The sequence below is a fragment of the Burkholderia sp. USMB20 genome, from assembly GCF_000949135.2.
GTDB lineage: Bacteria > Pseudomonadota > Gammaproteobacteria > Burkholderiales > Burkholderiaceae > Burkholderia.
In genome coordinates this window covers 291037-308978 of record NZ_JTAN02000018.1, presented here as the reverse complement: position 1 = coordinate 308978, position 17942 = coordinate 291037, and the positions used below count along the sequence as shown (strand labels likewise).

At 67.9% G+C, this 17942-nt stretch carries 17 protein-coding genes and 1 pseudogene; 10 read left to right on the top strand and 8 right to left on the bottom strand.

Translation table 11 applies throughout. The annotated features are described in order from the left end of the window. Positions 1-6: 6 nt before the first annotated feature. The 3 genes from PL79_RS23615 to PL79_RS23605 are packed head-to-tail and all read right to left on the bottom strand — an operon-like array spanning position 7 to position 2856. Positions 7-1443 carry an FAD/NAD(P)-dependent oxidoreductase gene (locus PL79_RS23615; protein WP_044847145.1) on the bottom strand — a complete coding sequence of 479 codons (1437 nt, stop codon included), beginning with the start codon at positions 1441-1443 and terminating at the stop codon, positions 7-9. Continuing rightward, positions 1440-1739, bottom strand: coding sequence for a (2Fe-2S)-binding protein (locus PL79_RS23610; RefSeq protein ID WP_044847146.1), 300 nt, complete (start codon positions 1737-1739; stop codon positions 1440-1442). The genes PL79_RS23615 and PL79_RS23610 overlap by 4 nt, the downstream gene beginning before the upstream one ends. Beyond that, entirely contained in the window at positions 1732-2856 is a 1125-nt protein-coding gene (locus PL79_RS23605; protein ID WP_044847197.1) for an NAD(P)/FAD-dependent oxidoreductase, read from the bottom strand. The genes PL79_RS23610 and PL79_RS23605 overlap by 8 nt, the downstream gene beginning before the upstream one ends. A gap of 149 nt (positions 2857-3005) precedes the next feature. Between PL79_RS23605 and PL79_RS23600 the strand changes: the two genes are divergently transcribed. Next, complete coding sequence (locus PL79_RS23600; protein WP_044847147.1) at positions 3006-3920, top strand: LysR substrate-binding domain-containing protein; 915 nt, start codon at positions 3006-3008, stop codon at positions 3918-3920. 294 nt (positions 3921-4214) lie between these two features. Here the strand turns inward: PL79_RS23600 and PL79_RS23595 are convergent, their stop codons facing one another. After that, the gene (locus PL79_RS23595) at positions 4215-4514 is read right to left on the bottom strand and encodes an H-NS histone family protein (RefSeq protein WP_044847198.1); all 300 of its coding nucleotides are present in this window, start codon (positions 4512-4514) and stop codon (positions 4215-4217) included. A gap of 393 nt (positions 4515-4907) precedes the next feature. Here PL79_RS23595 and PL79_RS23590 point away from each other — a divergent pair, with 393 nt between their 5' ends. After that, the gene (locus PL79_RS23590) at positions 4908-5303 is read left to right on the top strand and encodes a hypothetical protein (protein WP_135801128.1); all 396 of its coding nucleotides are present in this window, start codon (positions 4908-4910) and stop codon (positions 5301-5303) included. A gap of 269 nt (positions 5304-5572) precedes the next feature. Here PL79_RS23590 and shc read toward each other — a convergent pair whose 3' ends face one another. After that, the gene (gene shc / locus PL79_RS23585; protein WP_044847148.1) at positions 5573-7633 is read right to left on the bottom strand and encodes a squalene--hopene cyclase; all 2061 of its coding nucleotides are present in this window, start codon (positions 7631-7633) and stop codon (positions 5573-5575) included. A 52-nt stretch (positions 7634-7685) separates the two neighbouring features. Here shc and PL79_RS23580 point away from each other — a divergent pair, with 52 nt between their 5' ends. Further along, the gene (locus PL79_RS23580; protein ID WP_044847149.1) at positions 7686-8432 is read left to right on the top strand and encodes a TetR/AcrR family transcriptional regulator; all 747 of its coding nucleotides are present in this window, start codon (positions 7686-7688) and stop codon (positions 8430-8432) included. A 4-nt stretch (positions 8433-8436) separates the two neighbouring features. Here the strand turns inward: PL79_RS23580 and PL79_RS23575 are convergent, their stop codons facing one another. Next, positions 8437-8709, bottom strand: coding sequence for a helix-turn-helix transcriptional regulator (locus PL79_RS23575; protein ID WP_044847150.1), 273 nt, complete (start codon positions 8707-8709; stop codon positions 8437-8439). Between the two features lie 434 nt (positions 8710-9143). Between PL79_RS23575 and PL79_RS23570 the strand changes: the two genes are divergently transcribed. Continuing rightward, positions 9144-9398: a hypothetical protein gene (locus PL79_RS23570; RefSeq protein ID WP_044847151.1), complete on the top strand. Its 255-nt coding sequence runs from the start codon at positions 9144-9146 to the stop codon at positions 9396-9398. 145 nt (positions 9399-9543) lie between these two features. Continuing rightward, positions 9544-10716 carry a 4-hydroxybenzoate 3-monooxygenase gene (locus PL79_RS23565; protein WP_044847152.1) on the top strand — a complete coding sequence of 391 codons (1173 nt, stop codon included), beginning with the start codon at positions 9544-9546 and terminating at the stop codon, positions 10714-10716. A gap of 78 nt (positions 10717-10794) precedes the next feature. On the opposite strand, the gene PL79_RS23560 is transcribed toward PL79_RS23565, so the two are convergent. Beyond that, on the bottom strand, positions 10795-11694 hold the full coding sequence (locus PL79_RS23560) for a helix-turn-helix domain-containing protein (RefSeq protein WP_044847153.1): 900 nt from the start codon (positions 11692-11694) through the stop codon (positions 10795-10797). Positions 11695-11877: 183 nt separating this feature from the next. Between PL79_RS23560 and PL79_RS23555 the strand changes: the two genes are divergently transcribed. The 5 genes and pseudogenes from PL79_RS23555 (at position 11878) to PL79_RS23540 (ending at position 16580) form a co-directional block, all read left to right on the top strand. Continuing rightward, complete coding sequence (locus tag PL79_RS23555) at positions 11878-12714, top strand: SDR family NAD(P)-dependent oxidoreductase (RefSeq protein ID WP_044847154.1); 837 nt, start codon at positions 11878-11880, stop codon at positions 12712-12714. Positions 12715-12795: 81 nt separating this feature from the next. Further along, complete coding sequence (locus PL79_RS23550; protein WP_442861569.1) at positions 12796-14610, top strand: FAD-dependent oxidoreductase; 1815 nt, start codon at positions 12796-12798, stop codon at positions 14608-14610. A 14-nt stretch (positions 14611-14624) separates the two neighbouring features. Beyond that, a complete protein-coding gene (locus tag PL79_RS23545) occupies positions 14625-14966 on the top strand; it encodes an NIPSNAP family protein (RefSeq protein ID WP_044847155.1) in 342 nt (113 codons plus the stop codon). A 48-nt stretch (positions 14967-15014) separates the two neighbouring features. Continuing rightward, positions 15015-15116 (top strand): annotated as a pseudogene (locus tag PL79_RS37230) (SDR family NAD(P)-dependent oxidoreductase); the annotation flags it as partial. 90 nt (positions 15117-15206) lie between these two features. Further along, positions 15207-16580 (top strand): MFS transporter, encoded by a 1374-nt coding sequence (locus PL79_RS23540; RefSeq protein ID WP_044847156.1) that lies wholly within the window; start codon positions 15207-15209, stop codon positions 16578-16580. Between the two features lie 125 nt (positions 16581-16705). Here PL79_RS23540 and PL79_RS23535 read toward each other — a convergent pair whose 3' ends face one another. Further along, positions 16706-17647, bottom strand: a complete 942-nt coding sequence (locus tag PL79_RS23535) for a dihydrodipicolinate synthase family protein (protein WP_044847157.1) — start codon at positions 17645-17647, stop codon at positions 16706-16708. Between the last annotated feature and the right edge of the window lie 295 nt (positions 17648-17942).

Below are 17942 nucleotides of genomic sequence, written 5' to 3'. Positions count from 1 at the left end.
CGCGCTTCAGCTCGGGAATTCGCCGCGCCGGAAATCGTTCGACAGTTCGAGGGTGTCGGCCATCTCGCCGACGGTGACCGGTTTGATCGGCGCGCGGATCCGGTAATGGCCCACGTCGCCGACGCCGCGCTGCTGCACGTCGGCAATCAGTTCGCCGACCGTCGTGCCGCACCAGCGTCCCTGGCACGGGCCCATCCCGCAGCGCGTGAATGCCTTCATCTGGTTCGGCCCCTGGCAGCCGAGCGCCGCGAGCGCGCGGATCTCGCCGGCCGTGACCTCCTCGCAGCGGCAGACGATCGTGTCGCCGTCGGGGCGGCGCAGCGCGGCGGGCGGCGTGTACAACGCGTCGAGTAGCGGGCGCACCGCGAGATGGCGGCGCCACGCACGCAGCGCCGGGCGCTCGCGTTCGGCTTGCCGGCGACGATCGAGTGCGCCGAGCGCGGCCGCGATGTCGAGCGCTGACACTTCGCCCGCGCGGGCCGCGGCTTGCGCGCCGCCGATGCCCGCACCGTCGCCGGCGATCCATACCTGCGCGACGCTGCTGCGGCCGCGTGCATCGCAGGTCGGCCGCCAGCATGCCGCGCGTTCGTCCCATTCATGCGCGCAGCCGAGCGAGCGGGCGAGTTGCGTCGATGGAATCACGCCTTGATGCAACAGCACGAGCGACGTATCGAGCGATTGCACGATGCCGTCCGCGTCGCGAAAGCGGATGCGTTCCGCGCGGCCGTCGCCGTCGATACCGATATCGGTTGCGCCGCGATGGACGGGAATGCCTGCGGCGCGCACTGCGCGCAGCATGCGCCAGCCCTTGAGCAGATAATCGGCGCCGCGCAGCGCCGGCAGCGCATGCGGGAGCGCGCGGCGCCACGCATCGCGCGGCGTCGTGTCGACCAGCGCGCGCACGCGCCGGCCCGCATTCAGCAACTGCGCGGCGAACAGCCACAGCAGCGGGCCGCTGCCCGCGAGCACGGTGTCGGCCGCCGGCGCGAGCCCCGCCGATTTCAGCAAGGTCTGCGCGGCGCCGACGCCCATCACGCCCGGCAGCGTCCAGCCGCGCACCGGCCACGGGCGTTCCTGCGCGCCGGTCGCGATCAGCACCGCGCGTGCGCCGATGTCGAGCGTGCCGCCCGATGGACCGCTCTGCGTGAGCATCGCGACCGGCTCCGGTTCGAACGCGACCTGCCACACCGTGCTGCGCGGCAGATACAGCGCGCCGCTCGCGAGCAGGCCGTCGACGAGCGGCCGGCCGGCCGCGTAATCCTTGCCGAGCCAGCGCGCGAGATCCGCGGGCGCGTCGGCGACGTTGCGATAGATCTGGCCGCCGGGCGCGCGGCCCTCGTCGGCGACGACGACCGACAGCCCGGCCATGCGCGCGGCCGCGGCCGCCGCCATGCCGGCCGGCCCGGCGCCGACGATCAGCAGGTCACACTGGCGGCGCGTCATGCGAGCCTCGCCTTGCCGTGCATCGCACGCACCTGCATGCCGTCGTGCACGGGCGTCATGCAGCCCTGCACGTTCGGCACGCCGTCGACTTCGACGAGGCAGTCGAAGCACACGCCCATCATGCAGAACGGGCCGCGCGGCGCGCTGCTCACGGCGCTCGCGCGGCAGGCGAGGGTGCCGGCGGCGAGCAGCGCGGCCGCGACGCTGTAATGGGCGGGCACGTCGTGCGGCGCGCCGTCGATGTGGATGCGCACGCGTTCGCGCGTCGCGGCGTCGGGGACGATGGAATCAAACATGCCGGGTAGCCGTGGGCGCGGCGAAGCGCGCGGTGTTGAAGGCGGACAGGTCGGCGGGCGCGGCGGCGCCCGCGATCCACGGCGCGACGAGATCGGCATGCGCGGCCGCGAGCGTCACGCCGCTGTGGCAGATCGCGACGAACGCGCCGGGATGCGTGGCCGACGCTTCGTAGACGGGCAGGCCGTCGGGCGTCATGATGCGCAGCGCGCCCCACGCGCGCACGACGCGCGCCTGCGCGAGCGCCGGGAACGCGGCGCGGGCGCGGCGCGCGATATCGACCATCGCGGGGCGCGTCTGGCCGTCGTCGAAGCCGACGTCTTCCGCCGAGTCGCCGAGCAGCACCGAGCCTTCCGGCGTTTGCCGGACGACCAGCGTCGGATAGTCGAGAAACGGTGCAAGCCGCTCGGTGACCATGATCTGGCCGCGCAGCGGCGAGATCGGCGCGTGCAGGCCGACCATCGGCGCGAGCCGCGCGTTGTCGAGGCCGGCCGCGAGCACGACGCGCCCGGCCTCGAGGCGGCCTTCGCGCGTGTCGATCTCGAAGTGTCCGGCGCGCGGACGAATCTCGTCGACCGCGTTGCGCGGCAGATAGACGCCGCCGCACTGCACGAACGCCTGCAGCATCGCGCGCAGCGTGTAGAGCGGATTCGCATGACCGTCGTTCGGCGACCACAGCGCGCCGGCCAGAGCCGGCGACGCGGCGGGAATCCGCTTGCGCAGCGCGGCCGGATCGAGCACTTCGTACGACAGCGCCGCATCCTGGCGATGCAGCGACGCGAGCAGAGCGGTCGCGCTGGCCAGCTCGGCGTCGTGCTCGAACAGTTCGATGCCGCCCGGGCGTTCGAACCCGCAGTCTACGCCGGTCTCGCGCCGCAGTTGCGCGGCGAACGCGCCCCAGCGCGCGGACGATTCGCACGACCAGCGCGCGTAGGGCAGGCAGCGTCCGCCCTTGCCCTGCACCCACACCAGCCCGAAGTTGCCGCGTGCCGCGCGAAACGCGATGTCGTCGCCGTCGCACACGGCGACGCGCTTGCCGAGGCGCGCGATGCCCCACGCGAGCGCCATGCCGACGAGGCCGCCGCCGGCCACGACGACGTCGAAGCCGCGCACGGTCATGTGCGGCTCCGGCGGCATCGGGTCGATGTTTGCGTGTTATGGGGCATGGTGGCGCGGTTCCTTGCGTGTATGACGTTGCTGAACCGATGTTCGGGCAGGCAAAATAGACTGTCCAATACAGCTTGATCAACGATCCATAATCCAGTGTTATGACCATGCCTTCACTCAGGATTCGTCAGATCGAAGCATTCCGCGCGGTAATGCAGCGTCATACCGTCACGCGCGCGGCGCGCGATCTGCATATCTCGCAGCCGGCCGTGAGCCGACTGATCGCCGACCTCGAGGATCGCGTCGGCTTCGTGCTGTTCGAGCGCCAGCAGGGGCGCTTCACGCCGACCGCGCAGGCGCGCGTGCTGTACGAGGAAGTCGAGCGCGCATTCGTCGGGCTCGATCGCGTCGCGCAGGCCGCCGAGCAGATCCGCGCGATGCGGCGCGGCACGCTGCGCGTGGCCGGCTCGCCGGCGGTCGCACTCGACCTGCTGCCGGAACTCGTCACCCGCTTCGCGGGTGCGCATCCGGGTGTCGACATCACGCTGCTTGCGCACAGCGCGTCGACGGTCGTCGACAAGGTTGCGTCGGGGCAATGCGACGTCGGGCTGATCGCCGAGCCGGTGCCGCATCCGGCGGTGCGCGGCGAGCGGCTCGCGGAAAGCGCGATGTGCTGCATCGTGCCGCGCGGGCATCGGCTCGCGCGCAAGCGCGTGGTGCAGCCGGCCGACCTGCGCGACGAATCGTTCATTTCGTTTCCGCCGAGCTTCGAGGCGCGCAGCGCGATCGACCGCGTGTTCGTCGAGGCCGGCGTGTCGCGCGTGCTGTCGATCGAGGCACAGTTGTCGCAGACGATCGTCGCGTTCGTCGCGAATGGTGCGGGCGTCGCGCTGATCGATCCGGTGACGGCCGCGTATGCGGGCCATCGCGTGGCCGTCAAACCGTTCGAGCCGGCCGTGCCCGATCACTTCTACCTGGTAACGTCCGCGTCGCAGCCGCTGTCGATGATCGGCGACGCGTTCTGCACGGATTTGCGGGAGGCGTTTGCGCGAATGCGGGATCGGCGCGACGCATGAGCGGGGAGAGCGGGGGAGCGGATCGCGATTGCGCCGCACCGATTGGGCGTTACCGGTCGATCATGCATGGCCCATATCGCAATGCAGGCGGGTGTTTGCCCACACGTAGCGGAGTGTTCGGCGTGTTGCGGTTGCTCGGGCGAGCGCACAAGCGAGCGTAGGGTGCCACTACGCTCGCTTCAGCGCTCATTGCGAGCGGCTTCATCGACGCGATGACGTGCATTGCCGAAGCACATGATCGGCGCTCGATGAGTGTGTTGCCGCTGATCGAGCCGCGGCGTTATCCGGAATGGTTCATTCCTGAATCAGGAATCGATTCCGGTTCTTGGCATCCTTGATCCATGCGGGCGCGCGGCCACGGCCCGACCAGGTTGCGCCAGTCTTGGGATCGCGATACTTCGCATTCACGGTCGCCGGCTTTTTTGCCGCCGCTCGATCCCGACGAACACCGAAGATGTCTTTTTCGGTAATTCCGTACTCCGCGACCTTGGTACGGATGTCTTCGATTACAGCCTGGAGCTCGGTGAGACGGGCGGTTTCCGCTTTCTCCGCCAGTGCGTCCATTTGAGCCTTCAGTTCCTTGTATGTAGCCATGCTTTCCTCCGCGGGTTGTACTGCAAACATGATATGCGGCTTTTTGCCGAAATGATAATGATTGGCTATGCCTAATTCGCCAAGTTTAAAGCAAATTGAACTTTGGATCGCCCTTGCCTTCGGCGCGAGGAACTGTCCGGCTATCGAATTCTATTTTCATATGATGTGAGTTTCGCTACCGATCGCACTGCCTACGACTGGAAATCGGCGATGAATCCGTTTGTCATCATGCTCGGCGAGCAATTCACGCCATCGTCACGACAAGCAGATCGATCATGAATGTCACCAAAAGCGGAGCAGGACCAGAAGGCTACAACATAGTTACCGAATGGCAACGGAAAGCCGGCAATAACGTCGCGAAACGAAAGATGATCTAAAGAGGACACCTGGTTTATGAACTCCGCCAAAGGCGGCGGGGCGGCTGCGCTTACTCGAACGGCGGGCTTTCGTGCTCTGTTGGCGAAATTGCTTTACGAACGGGGCCCGGATTTCGCGCTCAAGGTTCTTGTGGTGACCACGACGCCGGGTTGGGAAGAAAACAGACGAGCGCAAATTTGCGACATCCTTTCAGATGAGGCGAGGCTTGCGGTTATTCAGCGTATGGCGGCAGCGCAGCAGCCTGAAATCGTAGACCAGACAGCGTCCACAACGGAGATTGACGAAATTGCGAGATTTGCTCTGGAATTCCGGATCGAGTCGAAGCGTTTAAGGCAGGGTGCGGCGAAAACGCTCCGTACGAGGATCTTATCTTCCGCCGGCGATCGATTACCTCGCTGTCAGACCGCGTGATCAACCGCTTTTCCCGTGCGTTTTCGCAGCCACGTTGCGGCCGATGATCGTCCGAGAGGGCGGGCATACCCTACATCAGGTAGCAGGACGCGATCGGCGGAAAGCTTCCGCCGAGCCCGTCCTCGCCGTTCATGTACTCGGCGCGTCACGCGATCGAGCGCGAGGAACGCGCGGCACCTCCCGCGCGCGGGCGGGACGATCGTACGCGTTGCCGCTCGAGTTCGGACTCGTGCTTGCGCTCGTGCTAATGCACACGCACACGCACACGCTCAGGCGAGCGCGGTATCCGTGGTGCGAGAAGCCGACACGCCGGCCCCGCTGGACGAAGACGTACCGGCCAGTGCAGCGCCGGCCAGACGCCGATAGCGCGCGAGCGCCCACAGCGGGAAGTACGCGGTATAGCCGTGATACTTCAGATAGAAGATGCGCGGAAAGCCCGGCGCATTGTGCGAGCGGTGCCACCAGAAGCCGTCGTCCTGCTGCACCGATTGCAGATACGCGATGCCGCGTTTCACCGAGTCGGATTCGCAGTCGCCGAACGCCATCTGCGCGAGCAGCGCCCACGCGGTGAAGTTCGACGTGCTTTCGCCCGCATTGGTGCCGGCGAGCGCCGGGTCGATGTAGCTGTCGTTCGTCTCGCCCCAGCCGCCGTCCGCGTGCTGACGCGCGCGCAGCCAGGCCAGCGCGCGGGCGATGTACGGCTGCGCCGGGTCTTCGCCCGCGAGCGCGAGCCCGGCCAGCACGCTCCACGTGCCGTAGATGTAGTTCGTGCCCCAGCGGCCCCACCAGCTGCCGTCGGGCTGCTGCGTGCGCTTCACGTAGTCGATCGCGCGCGCGAGCGACGCGCGGTCGGCCGCGCGCTTCGTGACACCGAAGCACAGCAGCACGCGGCCCGATACATCCTCGGTCGGCGGATCGAGCAGCGCGCCGTGATCGGCGAACGGGATCGCGTTCAGGTACATGCGGTCGCAGTCGGCGTCGAACGCCGCGAAGCCGCCGTTGCGCGATTGCAGCCCGCGCATCCAGTCGAGTGCGCGCGCGACGCGCGCCGCATACGGGTGCGAGCCGTCCGCGTTGCGGTGCGTGCGGCCACGGCGGTCGAGCATCGCGGTGACGACCGCGGTGTCGTCGATGTCGGGGTAGTACGGGTTCGCATACTGGAACGCCCAGCCGCCCGGTTGCGTGTCGGCGGGCGCGTTCTCGATCCAGTCGCCGCGCAGGTCGTTCACCTGGCGCTCGGCGAGCCAGTCGTATGCGCGGGCGATGCGTGCGTCGAGTTCATTCAGTGAGCCTGCCGGCTCGCCGGCGTCGGGCGCGGCCACGCCACGCGCCTGCTCGAGCGCCATCGTGCTCCACGCGGTGTCCCATACCGGCGACAGGCACGGCTGGCAGTACACGCTGCCGTCGGGCCGCGTGACCAGCAGCTTTTCGAGCGCGTTCTCGCAGTCGCGGCGCAGCGGATGATCGTCCGGGTAGCCGAGCACGTCCATCATCTGGTAGCTGTACACGATCGGCGGAAAGATCCCGCCGAGCCCGTCCTCGCCGTTCATGCGCTCCGCGCACCACGCTTCCGCATGCCGGATCGCACGTTGCCGCAGGCGTTTCGGCAGCAGCGGCTCCACGTGACGCACCACGCGATCGAGCGCGAGGAACGCGCGGCGCATCCCGCGCGCGGGCGGGAAGTACTGGCGCTCCTGGTCGGGCGGCGTGACGAACAGCTCGGGGATCGCGATGTTGCGCGGGTTGCGCGCACGCGCCTTCAGCGAGCACAGCACGAGCAGCGGCACCATCGTCGTACGTGCCCAGTACGCGACCTTGTACATCGAGATCGGCACCCACTTCGGGAACAGCACGAATTCGACCGGCATGAACGGCGCCGCGCGCCACGGCACCTGGCCGAAGGTCGCGAGCAGGATGCGCGTGAACACGTTCGCGCGTGCCGCGCCGCCGAGCTTCAGGATCGCGTCGCGCGCGCGGACCATGTGCGGCGCCTGCTCGCTGTCACCGGCGGCCTTCAGCGCGAAGTACGCCTTCACGCTGCACGACACGTCCGGATCGCCGTCGACGTACAGATCCCACCCGCCATGCGTGTCGAGCCGCTGGATCGCGCGCAGGTAGCGCGCCATCTGCTCCTGACGCGCGTCGTCGATCTTGTCCATGAAATGCATCATCAGGATGTATTCCGCGGTGATCGTCGCGTCGGATTCGAGTTCGAAACACCAGCTGCCGTCGGGCTGCTGAAGACGCATCAGCGCGTCGCGGCCGCGGGCGATCGCGGTGTCGAGCGCGGACCAGGGAGAAGGGGCAGGTTTGTTCATGCGGCGGATCATACCATCCAGCCGGAATGTTTATATCGAGACCGCGGGTGCTAACATCGCCGCCATGAAGAAACGCCCCGAACCCGCTTTGCACGACATCCCCGCGCCCGTCGACACGGCCGAACCGGCCGGCCCGCAGGCGTCCGGCGCACCGGCTGTGCCCGGTTCCGCGCCCGGTTCCGTGCCTGATTCCGCGCCCGTCGCCGGCGTGCGGCGTAAAAAGGCGCCGGAACAGGTGCGCGCGCAACTGCTGGAAGCCGCGTCGGAAATCGCGACCCATCACGGCGTGGCCGCGTTGACGCTCGACGCGGTTGCCGAGCGCGCAGGCGTGACGAAAGGCGCGCTGCAGTATCACTTCGCGAACAAGCAGGGCTTGCTCGACGCGCTGTTCGGGCAGGCGACCGAGCGCTTCGCGACGCAGATGGCCGCACGCCGCGCGGCCGATTCGCACGGCGACGGCGCGGCGGCGCGCGCGTATCTGCATGCGGTGCTCGACACCGCGCAGCCGGCCGCGAGCACCGACGTGCTGCGCGTGCTGGTCGCGTCGATGATCACCGAGCAGGAGACGCGTGCGCGCTGGTCGGTGCCGATGCGCGAGTGGACGCGGCCGGACCCGGTGCCGCTCGAACGGGCGGCGACGCTGATGATCTGCCGGCTCGCGGCCGACGGGCTGTGGATCTCGGAACTGCTCGACAGCGTGGAGATTTCGGCGGAACTGCGCGCGGAGATCGTCCGGCAACTCGACCGGATGACCGCGGCCGAGCCCGCGGGCACCGGCACGATCAAGGGTGAGCGCGGCCGGCGCCGCTGAGTATTCAGTCGCCGAACAGCGCGACGAGATTGGCAATACGCCGCACGCCCGTCTTCGCGAAGACCGCCTTGATCTGGCTGCGCACGGTGCGGATCTGTACGCCGTTGCATGCCGCGTGCTCGGCCGGCGCCAGGCCGCCGGCAATGCCGGTCGCGACGGCCGGTTCCGCGCGGGTGAGCGAGAACGGACGCCGGTGCCGGTGCGCGCGTCGCGCACGAAGCAGTTCGCCGCTCGCGCGTCGGCTAGCGCCATGAGGGCCTCGAGCGCGACGTCCCATGTTCGCGATCGACGGCGGCCGTGCAGAGCGCCGCGATCGACTCGTCGGCCGCGCAAATCCTCGCGTCCCCGTTCCCCGTTTGCCGCACGCGCTACGTTGCGCGTGTTGCCGCATCGCGTTTGCCGGATCTGGCATGCCGGCGTGTCGCACGGATGCGGTGCGATCGACTTCGGCAGGCATCCTCAATTTTGGGGATGCCGCCGCGACGCAGAGTGTCTACGATCGGCAACGAAGAGAGGGGCCATGGACGTGATGCGTGCGGTACGACATCGATCCGACGATATGAAGAAAATCGTCGTGCTGCCGGGTGTTTTTCTGACATACGACGCGCGTACCGTGAAGCGAAACGAGGACGACGCGTCGAGCGAAAGGACCATGCGGCGATGCGCCGATGAAGACAGGCCGGGTGCTGTGTTTCGGGGAGTGGCAAGCACATGCTGACGAGAGACTATGTGGAGCGCGAGCTCTCTCATATCGAGAGAATGGTCGCGCTGCTGGAAAGCGATGCCGATACCGGCGCGGCGGTGATGCCGGTTGCGATGCGCGTGAGTCACCCGAGTTACTGGCGCGAGCGGATCGAGGCGCTGCTGGCGATCCCCGGCATGCCGCGCCATCTGACGAAGCTCGGCAATGCGCTGCTCGCGAAGATCGACGGGATGGAGTCGCGGCCGGCGCCGGCGAAGCCCTGAACGGATGGACGCGCGCGGCCCGGGCCGTGCCGCGCGCGCCCGCCTTTATCCATTATCGAGATAGTCCGTATTCCGGATATCGCGTTGCGGGATAGCACGCGTCGCCGCCACACTTGCGCAAAATCAATCCCAACCGGAGACATTCATGCGTACGCAAGTCGGCATCATCGGCGCTGGGCCCGCGGGCCTGCTGCTTTCCCATCTTCTTCATCTGCGCGGTATCGAGTCGGTCGTGCTCGAGTCGCGTAGCCGCGAACAGATCGAATCCACCATCCGCGCCGGCGTGCTCGAACAGGGCACGATGGACGTGCTGACCGAATCGGGCGTCGGCGACCGGATGAAGGCGGAAGGCGCGCTGCATCACGGGTTCGAACTGGCATTCGAAGGCAAGCGCCGCCGCATCGATTTGACCGAACTGACCGGCAAGGCGATCACCGTCTATGCGCAGCACGAGGTGCTGAAGGATCTCGTGGCCGCGCGCGTGGCGGCCGGCGGCGCGCTGTACTTCAACGTGTCCGGGACGACGATTGCCGGCATCGAGACCGATGCGCCGTCGATCCGTTTCGTGCACGACGGCGTCGAACAGACGCTCGACTGCGACTTCGTGATCGGCTGCGACGGCTCGCAGGGCGTGTCGCGCACGATGATCCCCGCCGCCTTGCGGCAGGACTACGAGCGCGTGTTTCCGTTCGGCTGGTTCGGCATTCTCGTCGAGGCGCCGCCGTCGTCGGACGAGCTGATCTATGCGCGCCACGAACGCGGCTTCGCGCTCGTCAGCACGCGCTCGCCGAACGTGCAGCGCATGTATTTCCAGTGCGACCCGAAGGATTCGGTCGACCAATGGTCCGACGATCGCATCTGGGCCGAGATGCACGCGCGCGTCGACTCCGCCGATGGCCGGCAGGTCGTGGAAGGGCGGATTTTCCAGAAGAACATCGTCGGCATGCGCAGCTTCGTGTCGACCACGATGCAGCACGGCCGCCTGTTCCTCGCCGGCGACGCTGCGCACATCGTGCCGCCGACCGGCGCGAAGGGCCTCAACCTCGCGGTGTCGGACGTGCGCATCCTGACGTCCGCGCTGCAGGCGTTCTACGACGAAGCGCGCACCGACCTGCTCGACGCGTACAGCGAAACCGCGCTGCGCCGGATCTGGCGCGCCGAACACTTCTCGTACTGGATGACGCGCATGATGCATCGTCTCGACGACGCGTCGCCGTTCGAGCAGCGTTTGCAGGTGGCCGAACTCGAGCACGTGACGACGTCGCGCCCGGCGGCGATGGCGATGGCCGAAAATTACGTCGGCGCGGTCGCGGTCTGACGCGCGGCGATCGAGCCGGCTGTTGCGGTCGCGGCGTTCGGGAGCCGCGATTGCGCGCATCGCCCGCACCGCGCCCGTTCACGAGCGGCCCGGCATCAGGTCGCGATGGGCCGCTTCCCTGAACTCGCCCGGCGTCAGGCCGGTCTGCTTGCGGAAATAGCGGCTGAAGTATGCGCTGTCCGCAAACCCCATCTCGTGCGCGATCTGCTTCACGCTCAGATTCGAATAAACCAGATCGCGCTGCGCTTCGCGAATCAGATGCGCGTTGACGACCGCCGTCGTCGAGATGCCCAACTCCTCCCGGCACACGCGCGCAAGCTGCGCAGCCGTCACGCCGAGCCGGTCCGCATAGAATTCCACCGGCCGATGCTCGCGAAAATGCGTGTCGATCAGTTCGCGAAACCGCCGCAGCAACGTGGCGCGCCGATCGGTGCCGGCATGCGACGGCGCGGCCGCGAGATCGCTCAGGCGCGCGACATGCACGACCAACGCCACCAGCAACGCCATCCCGGCCGCGCCGCGCCCGCGTGAGGTGCTGCGGAATTCCTGTTCGAGCAATGCGAACAGCGGCATCAGCATCGACGCGCTCGCGTCCGGCTCCCTGACCGGAATCACCGCCGCGCGTTGCAGGATCGACAGCGCGCCCGGCGCGGCGGTCTTGACCAGCGTTTCGAGCGCGCGCTGCACGACCGTGATCACGAGGCCGTCGATCTGCGGCGAGAACTCGAACGCATGGACCGTCTGCGCGGGCAGCAGCACGAGGCACGGCGGTGCGAACGTGTGCTTCCCGCTCTCGATCACGACATGCCCCTGCCCGCCGCGGATGTACAAAATCTGCAATAGCGCGTCGTGACGGTGCGCGGCGATATGCCAGTCGTTCGGCTGGCTGCGCTCCGGTATCCATTCGAAGTTGAACGCGTCGTACCAGGGCGGACGCGCCGATTCGCCATACAGATCGTAGTTAGGGATTCTCCTCATGCCGCACGGCCTCCTGTGTACAAATTGTCCTGTTGCTTGCGGCGTTTGTCCAATTTTCGCGCAATGCGCGCTTCTATACTTTTCCCATCGACGTAGCGCTTGCCACTGACGCAGCGCGCGACGTTCGGGTAGCGTGTGCCGGATCGAGCCGGATCTCTCCAGCCTATTTCAAAAGGATACCTAATGATATCGCAAGCGAACACTCAACAGCAGGACTGGCTTCGTCTCGACGGGCAGGTGTGCGTCGTGACGGGGGCCGCGGGCGGCATCGGCGCGTCGATCGTCGAAACGTTCGTGGCGGCCGGCGCGCGGGTCGCGCTGCTCGACCGCGACGCGGACGGCACCATCGCGATCGCCGAGCGGCTGCGCGCGGCCGGCGGCGACGTCGTCGCGATCGGCTGCGATATCGGCGACGCCGCCAGCGTGACCCAGGCCGCCGAACGCGTCGAGCGCGATCTCGGTCCCGCCGACGTGCTCGTGAACAACGCCGGCCTGTTGCGTGCCGGCGGCATCGAGAGCATCGGCCTCGACGCATGGAACGCGATGCTGCAGGTCAATCTCACCGGCTACATGTTGTGTTCGCAAGCGTTCGGGCGCGCGATGCTCGCGCGCGGCTCGGGTGCGCTGGTGCATGTCGCGTCGATCGCGGCGCGCCACCCGCAGACGTACAGCGGCGCCTACAGCGCGAGCAAGGCGGCGGTCGCGATGCTCGCGCGGCAACTGGCGGCGGAGTGGGGGCCGCGCGGCATCCGCAGCAATACCGTGTGCCCGGGAATGATCCGCACGCCGCTGTCCGAGTCGTTCTATGCGAGCGGCGACATCGAGGCACGCCGCAGCGCGATGACCGCGAGCCGCCGCATCGGCCGGCCCGACGACATCGCGAACGTCGTCGCGTTTCTCGCGAGCCCGCGTGCGGCATACGTGAATGGCGCGGAACTGGGGGTCGACGGCGGCCTCGACGCGATGCTGATGGATCTCGTGCCGCGGCCCGGCTACGACGCCGGTGCCGGCGCACGCTGATTCGGCGACCTTGCCGTGCTGCACGCACGACGCGCAGCGCGAGCCCGGCGACGCACAGTTATTCAAGAGATGGAGGAAGACATGATGAACGATCAGCAGCGTTCGAAGCACGTCACGTGCGATCTGCTCGTGATCGGATCGGGAGCGGGCGGCCTGTCCACCGCCATTACCGCGCGCAAGGCGGGGCTCGACGTGATCGTGGTCGAGAAGGAAGCATGTTTCGGCGGCACGACGGCATTTTCCGGCGGCGTGCTGTGGATTCCCGGCAATCGCCATGCGCGCGCAAACGACGTGCAGGATACGCGCGAAGCGGCCCGCACGTATCTGCGCGGCGAGACGGGCGCGTTCTACGACGATGCGGCGATCGACGCGTTTCTCGAGCACGGCCCGCGCATGCTCGATTTCTTCGAGCGCGAGACTGACGTGAAATTCGTGCCGACGCTGTATCCCGACTATCACCCGGACATGCCCGGCGGCGTCGACATCGGCCGCTCGGTCGTCGCCGCGCCGTACGATGCGCGCGGGCTCGGGCGCGATCTCGAGCGCCTGCGTCCGCCGCTGAAGACGATCACGTTCATCGGGATGATGTTCAATTCGTCGAATGCGGACCTGAAGCACTTCTTCAACGCGACACGCTCGCTTCGGTCGGCGTGGTACGTGACGAAGCGGCTTGCCGCGCATCTGAAGGATCTCGCGCTCTACCGGCGCGGCGTGCAGATCACGAGCGGCAACGCGCTCGCCGCGCGCCTCGCGAAGTCCGCGCTGGATCTCGGGATTCCGATCCTGACGAACACGCCCGCACGCGAACTCGTCGCGGACGGCGCACGCATCGCCGGCGCGACGGTCGGGGCCGACGGCGCGACGTATCGCATCACCGCGCGCCGCGCGGTCGTGCTCGCGAGCGGCGGCTTCTCGCACGACGTCGCGCGCATCGCGCGTGCTTATCCGCACGTGGCGCGCGGCGGCGAGCATGTATCGCCGGTGCCGGCCGGCAACACCGGCGACGGCGCGACGCTCGCCGAGCGCGCGGGCGGCCGCGTCGAGATCCGCTATCCGCAACCGGCCGCATGGATGCCCGTCTCGCGCGTGCCGCTCGGCGACGGCCGCTTCGGTGTGTTTCCGCATCTGCTCGATCGCTACAAGCCCGGCGTCATCGGCGTGACCCGCCGCGGCACGCGTTTCACGAACGAATCGAATTCGTATCACGACGTCGGCGCCGCGATGATCGCAGCATGCCAAGGTGAGACCGAGACGGCGATGTGGCTCGTGTGCGATCACGCGACGATCCGCAAATACGGGCTCGGCTTCGCGAAACCCGCACCCGTGCCGCTCGGGCCGCTGCTGCGCAACGGCTATCTCGTGCAGGGGCGCACGCTGGCCGAACTCGCGCAGCGCGCCGGCCTCGATGCGGCGAATCTGGAAGCGACCGTGCGGCGCTACAACCGCGAAGCCGCGCGCGGCGAGGATCCCGAATTCGGCCGCGGCACGACGTCGTTCAACCGTTATCTCGGCGACGCCGACCATCGTCCGAATCCGTGCGTGGCGCCGCTCGGCGACGGGCCGTATTACGCGCTGAAGGTCGTGATGGGCGACCTCGGCACCTTCGACGGCATCCGGACCAACGTGGTCGGCCAGGTGCTCGCCGCCGACGACCGGCCGATCGCCGGCCTGTATGCGGTCGGCAACGATCGCGCCAGCATCATGGGCGGCAACTATCCGGGCGCGGGGATCACGCTCGGGCCGATCATGACGTTCGGCTATCTGAGCGCACGCCATATCGCGGGGCTTGCCGACCTCGGTGACCTGCCCGACCTTCGTGACCGACTCGATCTTGCCGAGCCGACATCATCCGCCGCCGAGCCGACGCCACCCGCCGCCGCACGCGTGACCGCCTGAACCCGGAGCCGACCATGACTACCGCTAAATCCTTCATCGACCATCGCATCTATACGATCCGCCCGCGCGGCATGGCGGAGTTCATCGAGATCTTCGACCGGCTCGCGATGCCGATCCAGGTCAAGTATCTCGGCGCGCCCGTCGGCTTCTACATGAGCGACATCGGCGCGTTGAACCAGGTCGTCCATCTGTGGGGCTACGACAGCATCGCCGACTACGACGCGCGGCGCACCGCGCGCGATGCCGATCCGGACTGGCCCGCGTATCTGCAGGCGTCCGGCCACCTGATCGTCGCGCAGGAGAGCCGCATCATCCGCCGCGTCGAGTTCGCGAGTCTCGCGTACCTGACGCGCTGAGCCGATGACGATGAAACCCGGACCCGACACGGACGACACCCCGCTCGCGTGGCGATCGTCACGGGCGGCGCGGACGGCATCGGCCGGGCATGCGCGATGCGGTTGGTCGCCACGGGCTGCCGCGTCGTGCTCGCCGGCCTGCAAGGGCGCCGGGTTCACGACGAAACCATGACCATGAACAGGTCCGCGCGCGGGCGGTGCATTGCCACCGTCGTGCGACCGGACCGAAGGAGACATACGATGAAAACCCCCCCGCGTACGCTCGACGTGCAGTCGTTCATCGACGCCGAGCGCTTTTCCCCCTGTCAGTGGCTGATCCTGATCCTGTGCTTCCTGGTCGTGGCCGCCGACGGCTACGACACGGCCGCGATCGGCTTCATCGCGCCCGCGCTCACGCACGACTGGGGCATCGCGCGCAGCGCGCTCGGCCCGGTGATGAGCGCGGCGCTGGCCGGGCTCGGCATCGGCGCACTCGCCGCCGGCCCGTGCGCGGACCGGCTCGGCCGCAAGACCGTGCTCGTGCTGTCGGTCGCGTGTTTCGGCGCATGGAGCATGGTGTCCGCGCATGCACAGTCGATCGAAGCGTTGACTGCATTCCGCTTCCTGACCGGGCTCGGCCTGGGCGCGGCGATGCCGAACGCCGTCACGCTGATGTCGGAGTACGCGCCGGCCCGGATCCGCGGTGTGGCCGTCAACGCGATGTTCTGCGGTTTCTCGTGCGGGCTTGCGGTGGGAGGCGTCACGTCCGCATGGCTGATTCCGCAGTTCGGCTGGCAAAGCGTGCTGACCGCGGGCGGCATCGGGCCGCTCGCGCTGGCGGTCGCGCTCGTGATGCTGCTGCCCGAGTCCGCGCAGTATCTCGCGGCGCGACCGGGCACGCATGCGCGCATCGCGCGCATCCTCGCGCGGATCGCACCGCGCGAGCGCTTCGACGACTGCACGTTCGTGGCCGCCGGCGCGCGAGCGCAAACGGGCGGGGCGTCCGCGCTCGCGCAGGTCGTATCCGCGCAGTTCCGTTCGCGCACGCTGATGCTGTGGGCGGCCTATTTCATGGGACTGCTGATCTATTACCTGCTGACCAACTGGATGCCGACGCTGCTTCGCGACGCCGGTTTCAGCGCCGAAGGCGGCGCGCTGATGACCTCGCTGTTCCCGCTCGGCGGCGTGCTCGGCAACCTCGGCGCCGGATGGCTGATGGACCGCTTCAATCCGAACCGGACGATCGTCTGCGCGTATGTCGTGGCGGCGCTGCTGGTGCTCGTGGCGAGCCGCACGATCGGGCATGCCGCGTGGCTCGGCACGCTGATTTTCCTGTGCGGTACCGTGGTGACGAGCGCGGTGACGTCGATGTCGGCCTATGCGGCGAGCCTGTATCCGACGCGCTGCCGCGCGACGGGCGTGGCATGGATGCTCGGCATCGGACGAATCGGCGGCGTGGCCGGCGCATTCGCCGGCGCGCTGCTGATGGGGCTCGGCTGGCACTTCGGCGACGTGTTCAGCCTGCTGGCGGTGCCGGCGCTCGCCGCGGCCGGTGCGTTGTACATCATCGGCCATTGCCGCACGGAGATCACGGAACAGGAGCGCGCGAGCGGGGCGGCCGTGCAGCAGCACTGATCCGGCAGGTGCGCGATTGCAGCGCAGAGCGCGAATGAAAAAAGCCACGGAGGGTTCCGTGGCTTTTCGTTTTCGTCACGCAGCCGGTTCATGGCTGCGTATCGAACGGTTTCGTGCGAACGCGCTTACGCGATGCTCTTCGACCAGTTCGCATACCAGTTGCGGAACAGCGTGTACTGCGCTTCCGCGTAGTTGCGCTGCGCGTCGCTCAGGGCGTCGGTTTCGTTGAAGTGCAGCGTGTATTCCTTGTCGCCGTTCAGCACCATCAGGTGCTTGTAGAACAGGACCAGGTCGCAGCCTTCGTCGAACGACGACAGCACGGCCAGCGCCGCTTCCAGTTCCTTCGCACGCACGCGCGCCACGGCGTCGCCTTGCGCGGCCTTCTTGCACAGGTCGACCAGTTGCAGCACTTCGCGCGGCAGCGCGTTGCCGATACCGGTGATCGCGCCTGCGGCGCCGCAGTTCACGAAGCCGTGGAAGACCTGCGTGTCGACGCCGGCCATCAGCGTCACGCTGTCGTCCTGCGACGTGATGTTCTCGGCTGCGTAGCGCATGTCGGCGGCGCCGCCGAATTCCTTGAAGCCGATCAGGTTCGGGTGCTGGCGACGCAGTTCGAAGAACAGGTCGGCGCGGGTCGCGAAGCCGTAGTACGGGCTGTTGTAGATCACGGCCGGCAGGTTCGGCGCGGCGTTCAGGATCGCGGCGAAGTGCGCCTTCTGGGCCGCCGGCGCCGCGCCGCGCGACAGCACGCGCGGGATCACCATCAGGCCGTCCGCGCCGACCTTCGCGGCATGCGCGGCGTGCGACACGGCTTCCTTCGAGTTCACCGCGCCGGTGCCGACGATCGTCGGGACGCCGGCTTCGACCAGGCGCGCGACGCCTTCCTGGCGCTGCGCTTCGGTCAGCAGCGGCCAGTCGCCCATCGAGCCGCAGTACACCACCGCGCGCATGCCGAGTGCAATCAGTTCCTTGCCCTTCTTCACCAGCGCGTCGAAATCCGGCTGACGGTCAGCGGTGCACGGCGTCATCAGGGCCGGAATGGTGCCGGTAAAAATGTTGTCGCTCATCTCGTTTCCTCACATTCAGATAGGGTCAACTGCCATTGCTGGCAACGTGGGCTGTACGCGCGCTCGCCGTCTCGTCGGTGCTGCATGCGATCCGGACGGCGGCTGGCCGCCTCTTGTTTGCCTCGGTGCCGAAACGTTGCCTCCGGTTTCGCCCGAGAGTCAGCCATCGACGGAAGTCATTCTAGCCAGTTCGAATATTTTATACAATATAAAATAAAAAGGGCGTGACGAAGGTCGTCGTGCCGGAGCCGCGGGGAGGGTGGCGAACCGCGCCGCAGCGGCTTTGGGCTGGGGC

What these genes read in the sequence shown, in the direction of transcription:
- PL79_RS23590 (WP_135801128.1), top strand. Translation starts at nt 4,908, where the DNA reads ATGAACTCCGCCAAAGGCGGCGGGGCGGCTGCGCTTACTCGAACGGCG.
- PL79_RS23605 (WP_044847197.1), bottom strand. Translation starts at nt 2,856, where the DNA reads ATGACCGTGCGCGGCTTCGACGTCGTCGTGGCCGGCGGCGGCCTCGTC.
- PL79_RS23570 (WP_044847151.1), top strand. Translation starts at nt 9,144, where the DNA reads ATGCTGACGAGAGACTATGTGGAGCGCGAGCTCTCTCATATCGAGAGA.
- PL79_RS23545 (WP_044847155.1), top strand. Translation starts at nt 14,625, where the DNA reads ATGACTACCGCTAAATCCTTCATCGACCATCGCATCTATACGATCCGC.
- PL79_RS23615 (WP_044847145.1), bottom strand. Translation starts at nt 1,443, where the DNA reads ATGACGCGCCGCCAGTGTGACCTGCTGATCGTCGGCGCCGGGCCGGCC.
- PL79_RS23555 (WP_044847154.1), top strand. Translation starts at nt 11,878, where the DNA reads ATGATATCGCAAGCGAACACTCAACAGCAGGACTGGCTTCGTCTCGAC.
- PL79_RS23560 (WP_044847153.1), bottom strand. Translation starts at nt 11,694, where the DNA reads ATGAGGAGAATCCCTAACTACGATCTGTATGGCGAATCGGCGCGTCCG.
- PL79_RS23540 (WP_044847156.1), top strand. Translation starts at nt 15,207, where the DNA reads ATGAAAACCCCCCCGCGTACGCTCGACGTGCAGTCGTTCATCGACGCC.
- PL79_RS23550 (WP_442861569.1), top strand. Translation starts at nt 12,796, where the DNA reads ATGATGAACGATCAGCAGCGTTCGAAGCACGTCACGTGCGATCTGCTC.
- PL79_RS23600 (WP_044847147.1), top strand. Translation starts at nt 3,006, where the DNA reads ATGACCATGCCTTCACTCAGGATTCGTCAGATCGAAGCATTCCGCGCG.
- PL79_RS23580 (WP_044847149.1), top strand. Translation starts at nt 7,686, where the DNA reads ATGAAGAAACGCCCCGAACCCGCTTTGCACGACATCCCCGCGCCCGTC.
- PL79_RS23535 (WP_044847157.1), bottom strand. Translation starts at nt 17,647, where the DNA reads ATGAGCGACAACATTTTTACCGGCACCATTCCGGCCCTGATGACGCCG.
- PL79_RS23575 (WP_044847150.1), bottom strand. Translation starts at nt 8,709, where the DNA reads ATGGGACGTCGCGCTCGAGGCCCTCATGGCGCTAGCCGACGCGCGAGC.
- PL79_RS23595 (WP_044847198.1), bottom strand. Translation starts at nt 4,514, where the DNA reads ATGGCTACATACAAGGAACTGAAGGCTCAAATGGACGCACTGGCGGAG.
- PL79_RS23565 (WP_044847152.1), top strand. Translation starts at nt 9,544, where the DNA reads ATGCGTACGCAAGTCGGCATCATCGGCGCTGGGCCCGCGGGCCTGCTG.
- shc (WP_044847148.1), bottom strand. Translation starts at nt 7,633, where the DNA reads ATGATCCGCCGCATGAACAAACCTGCCCCTTCTCCCTGGTCCGCGCTC.
- PL79_RS23610 (WP_044847146.1), bottom strand. Translation starts at nt 1,739, where the DNA reads ATGTTTGATTCCATCGTCCCCGACGCCGCGACGCGCGAACGCGTGCGC.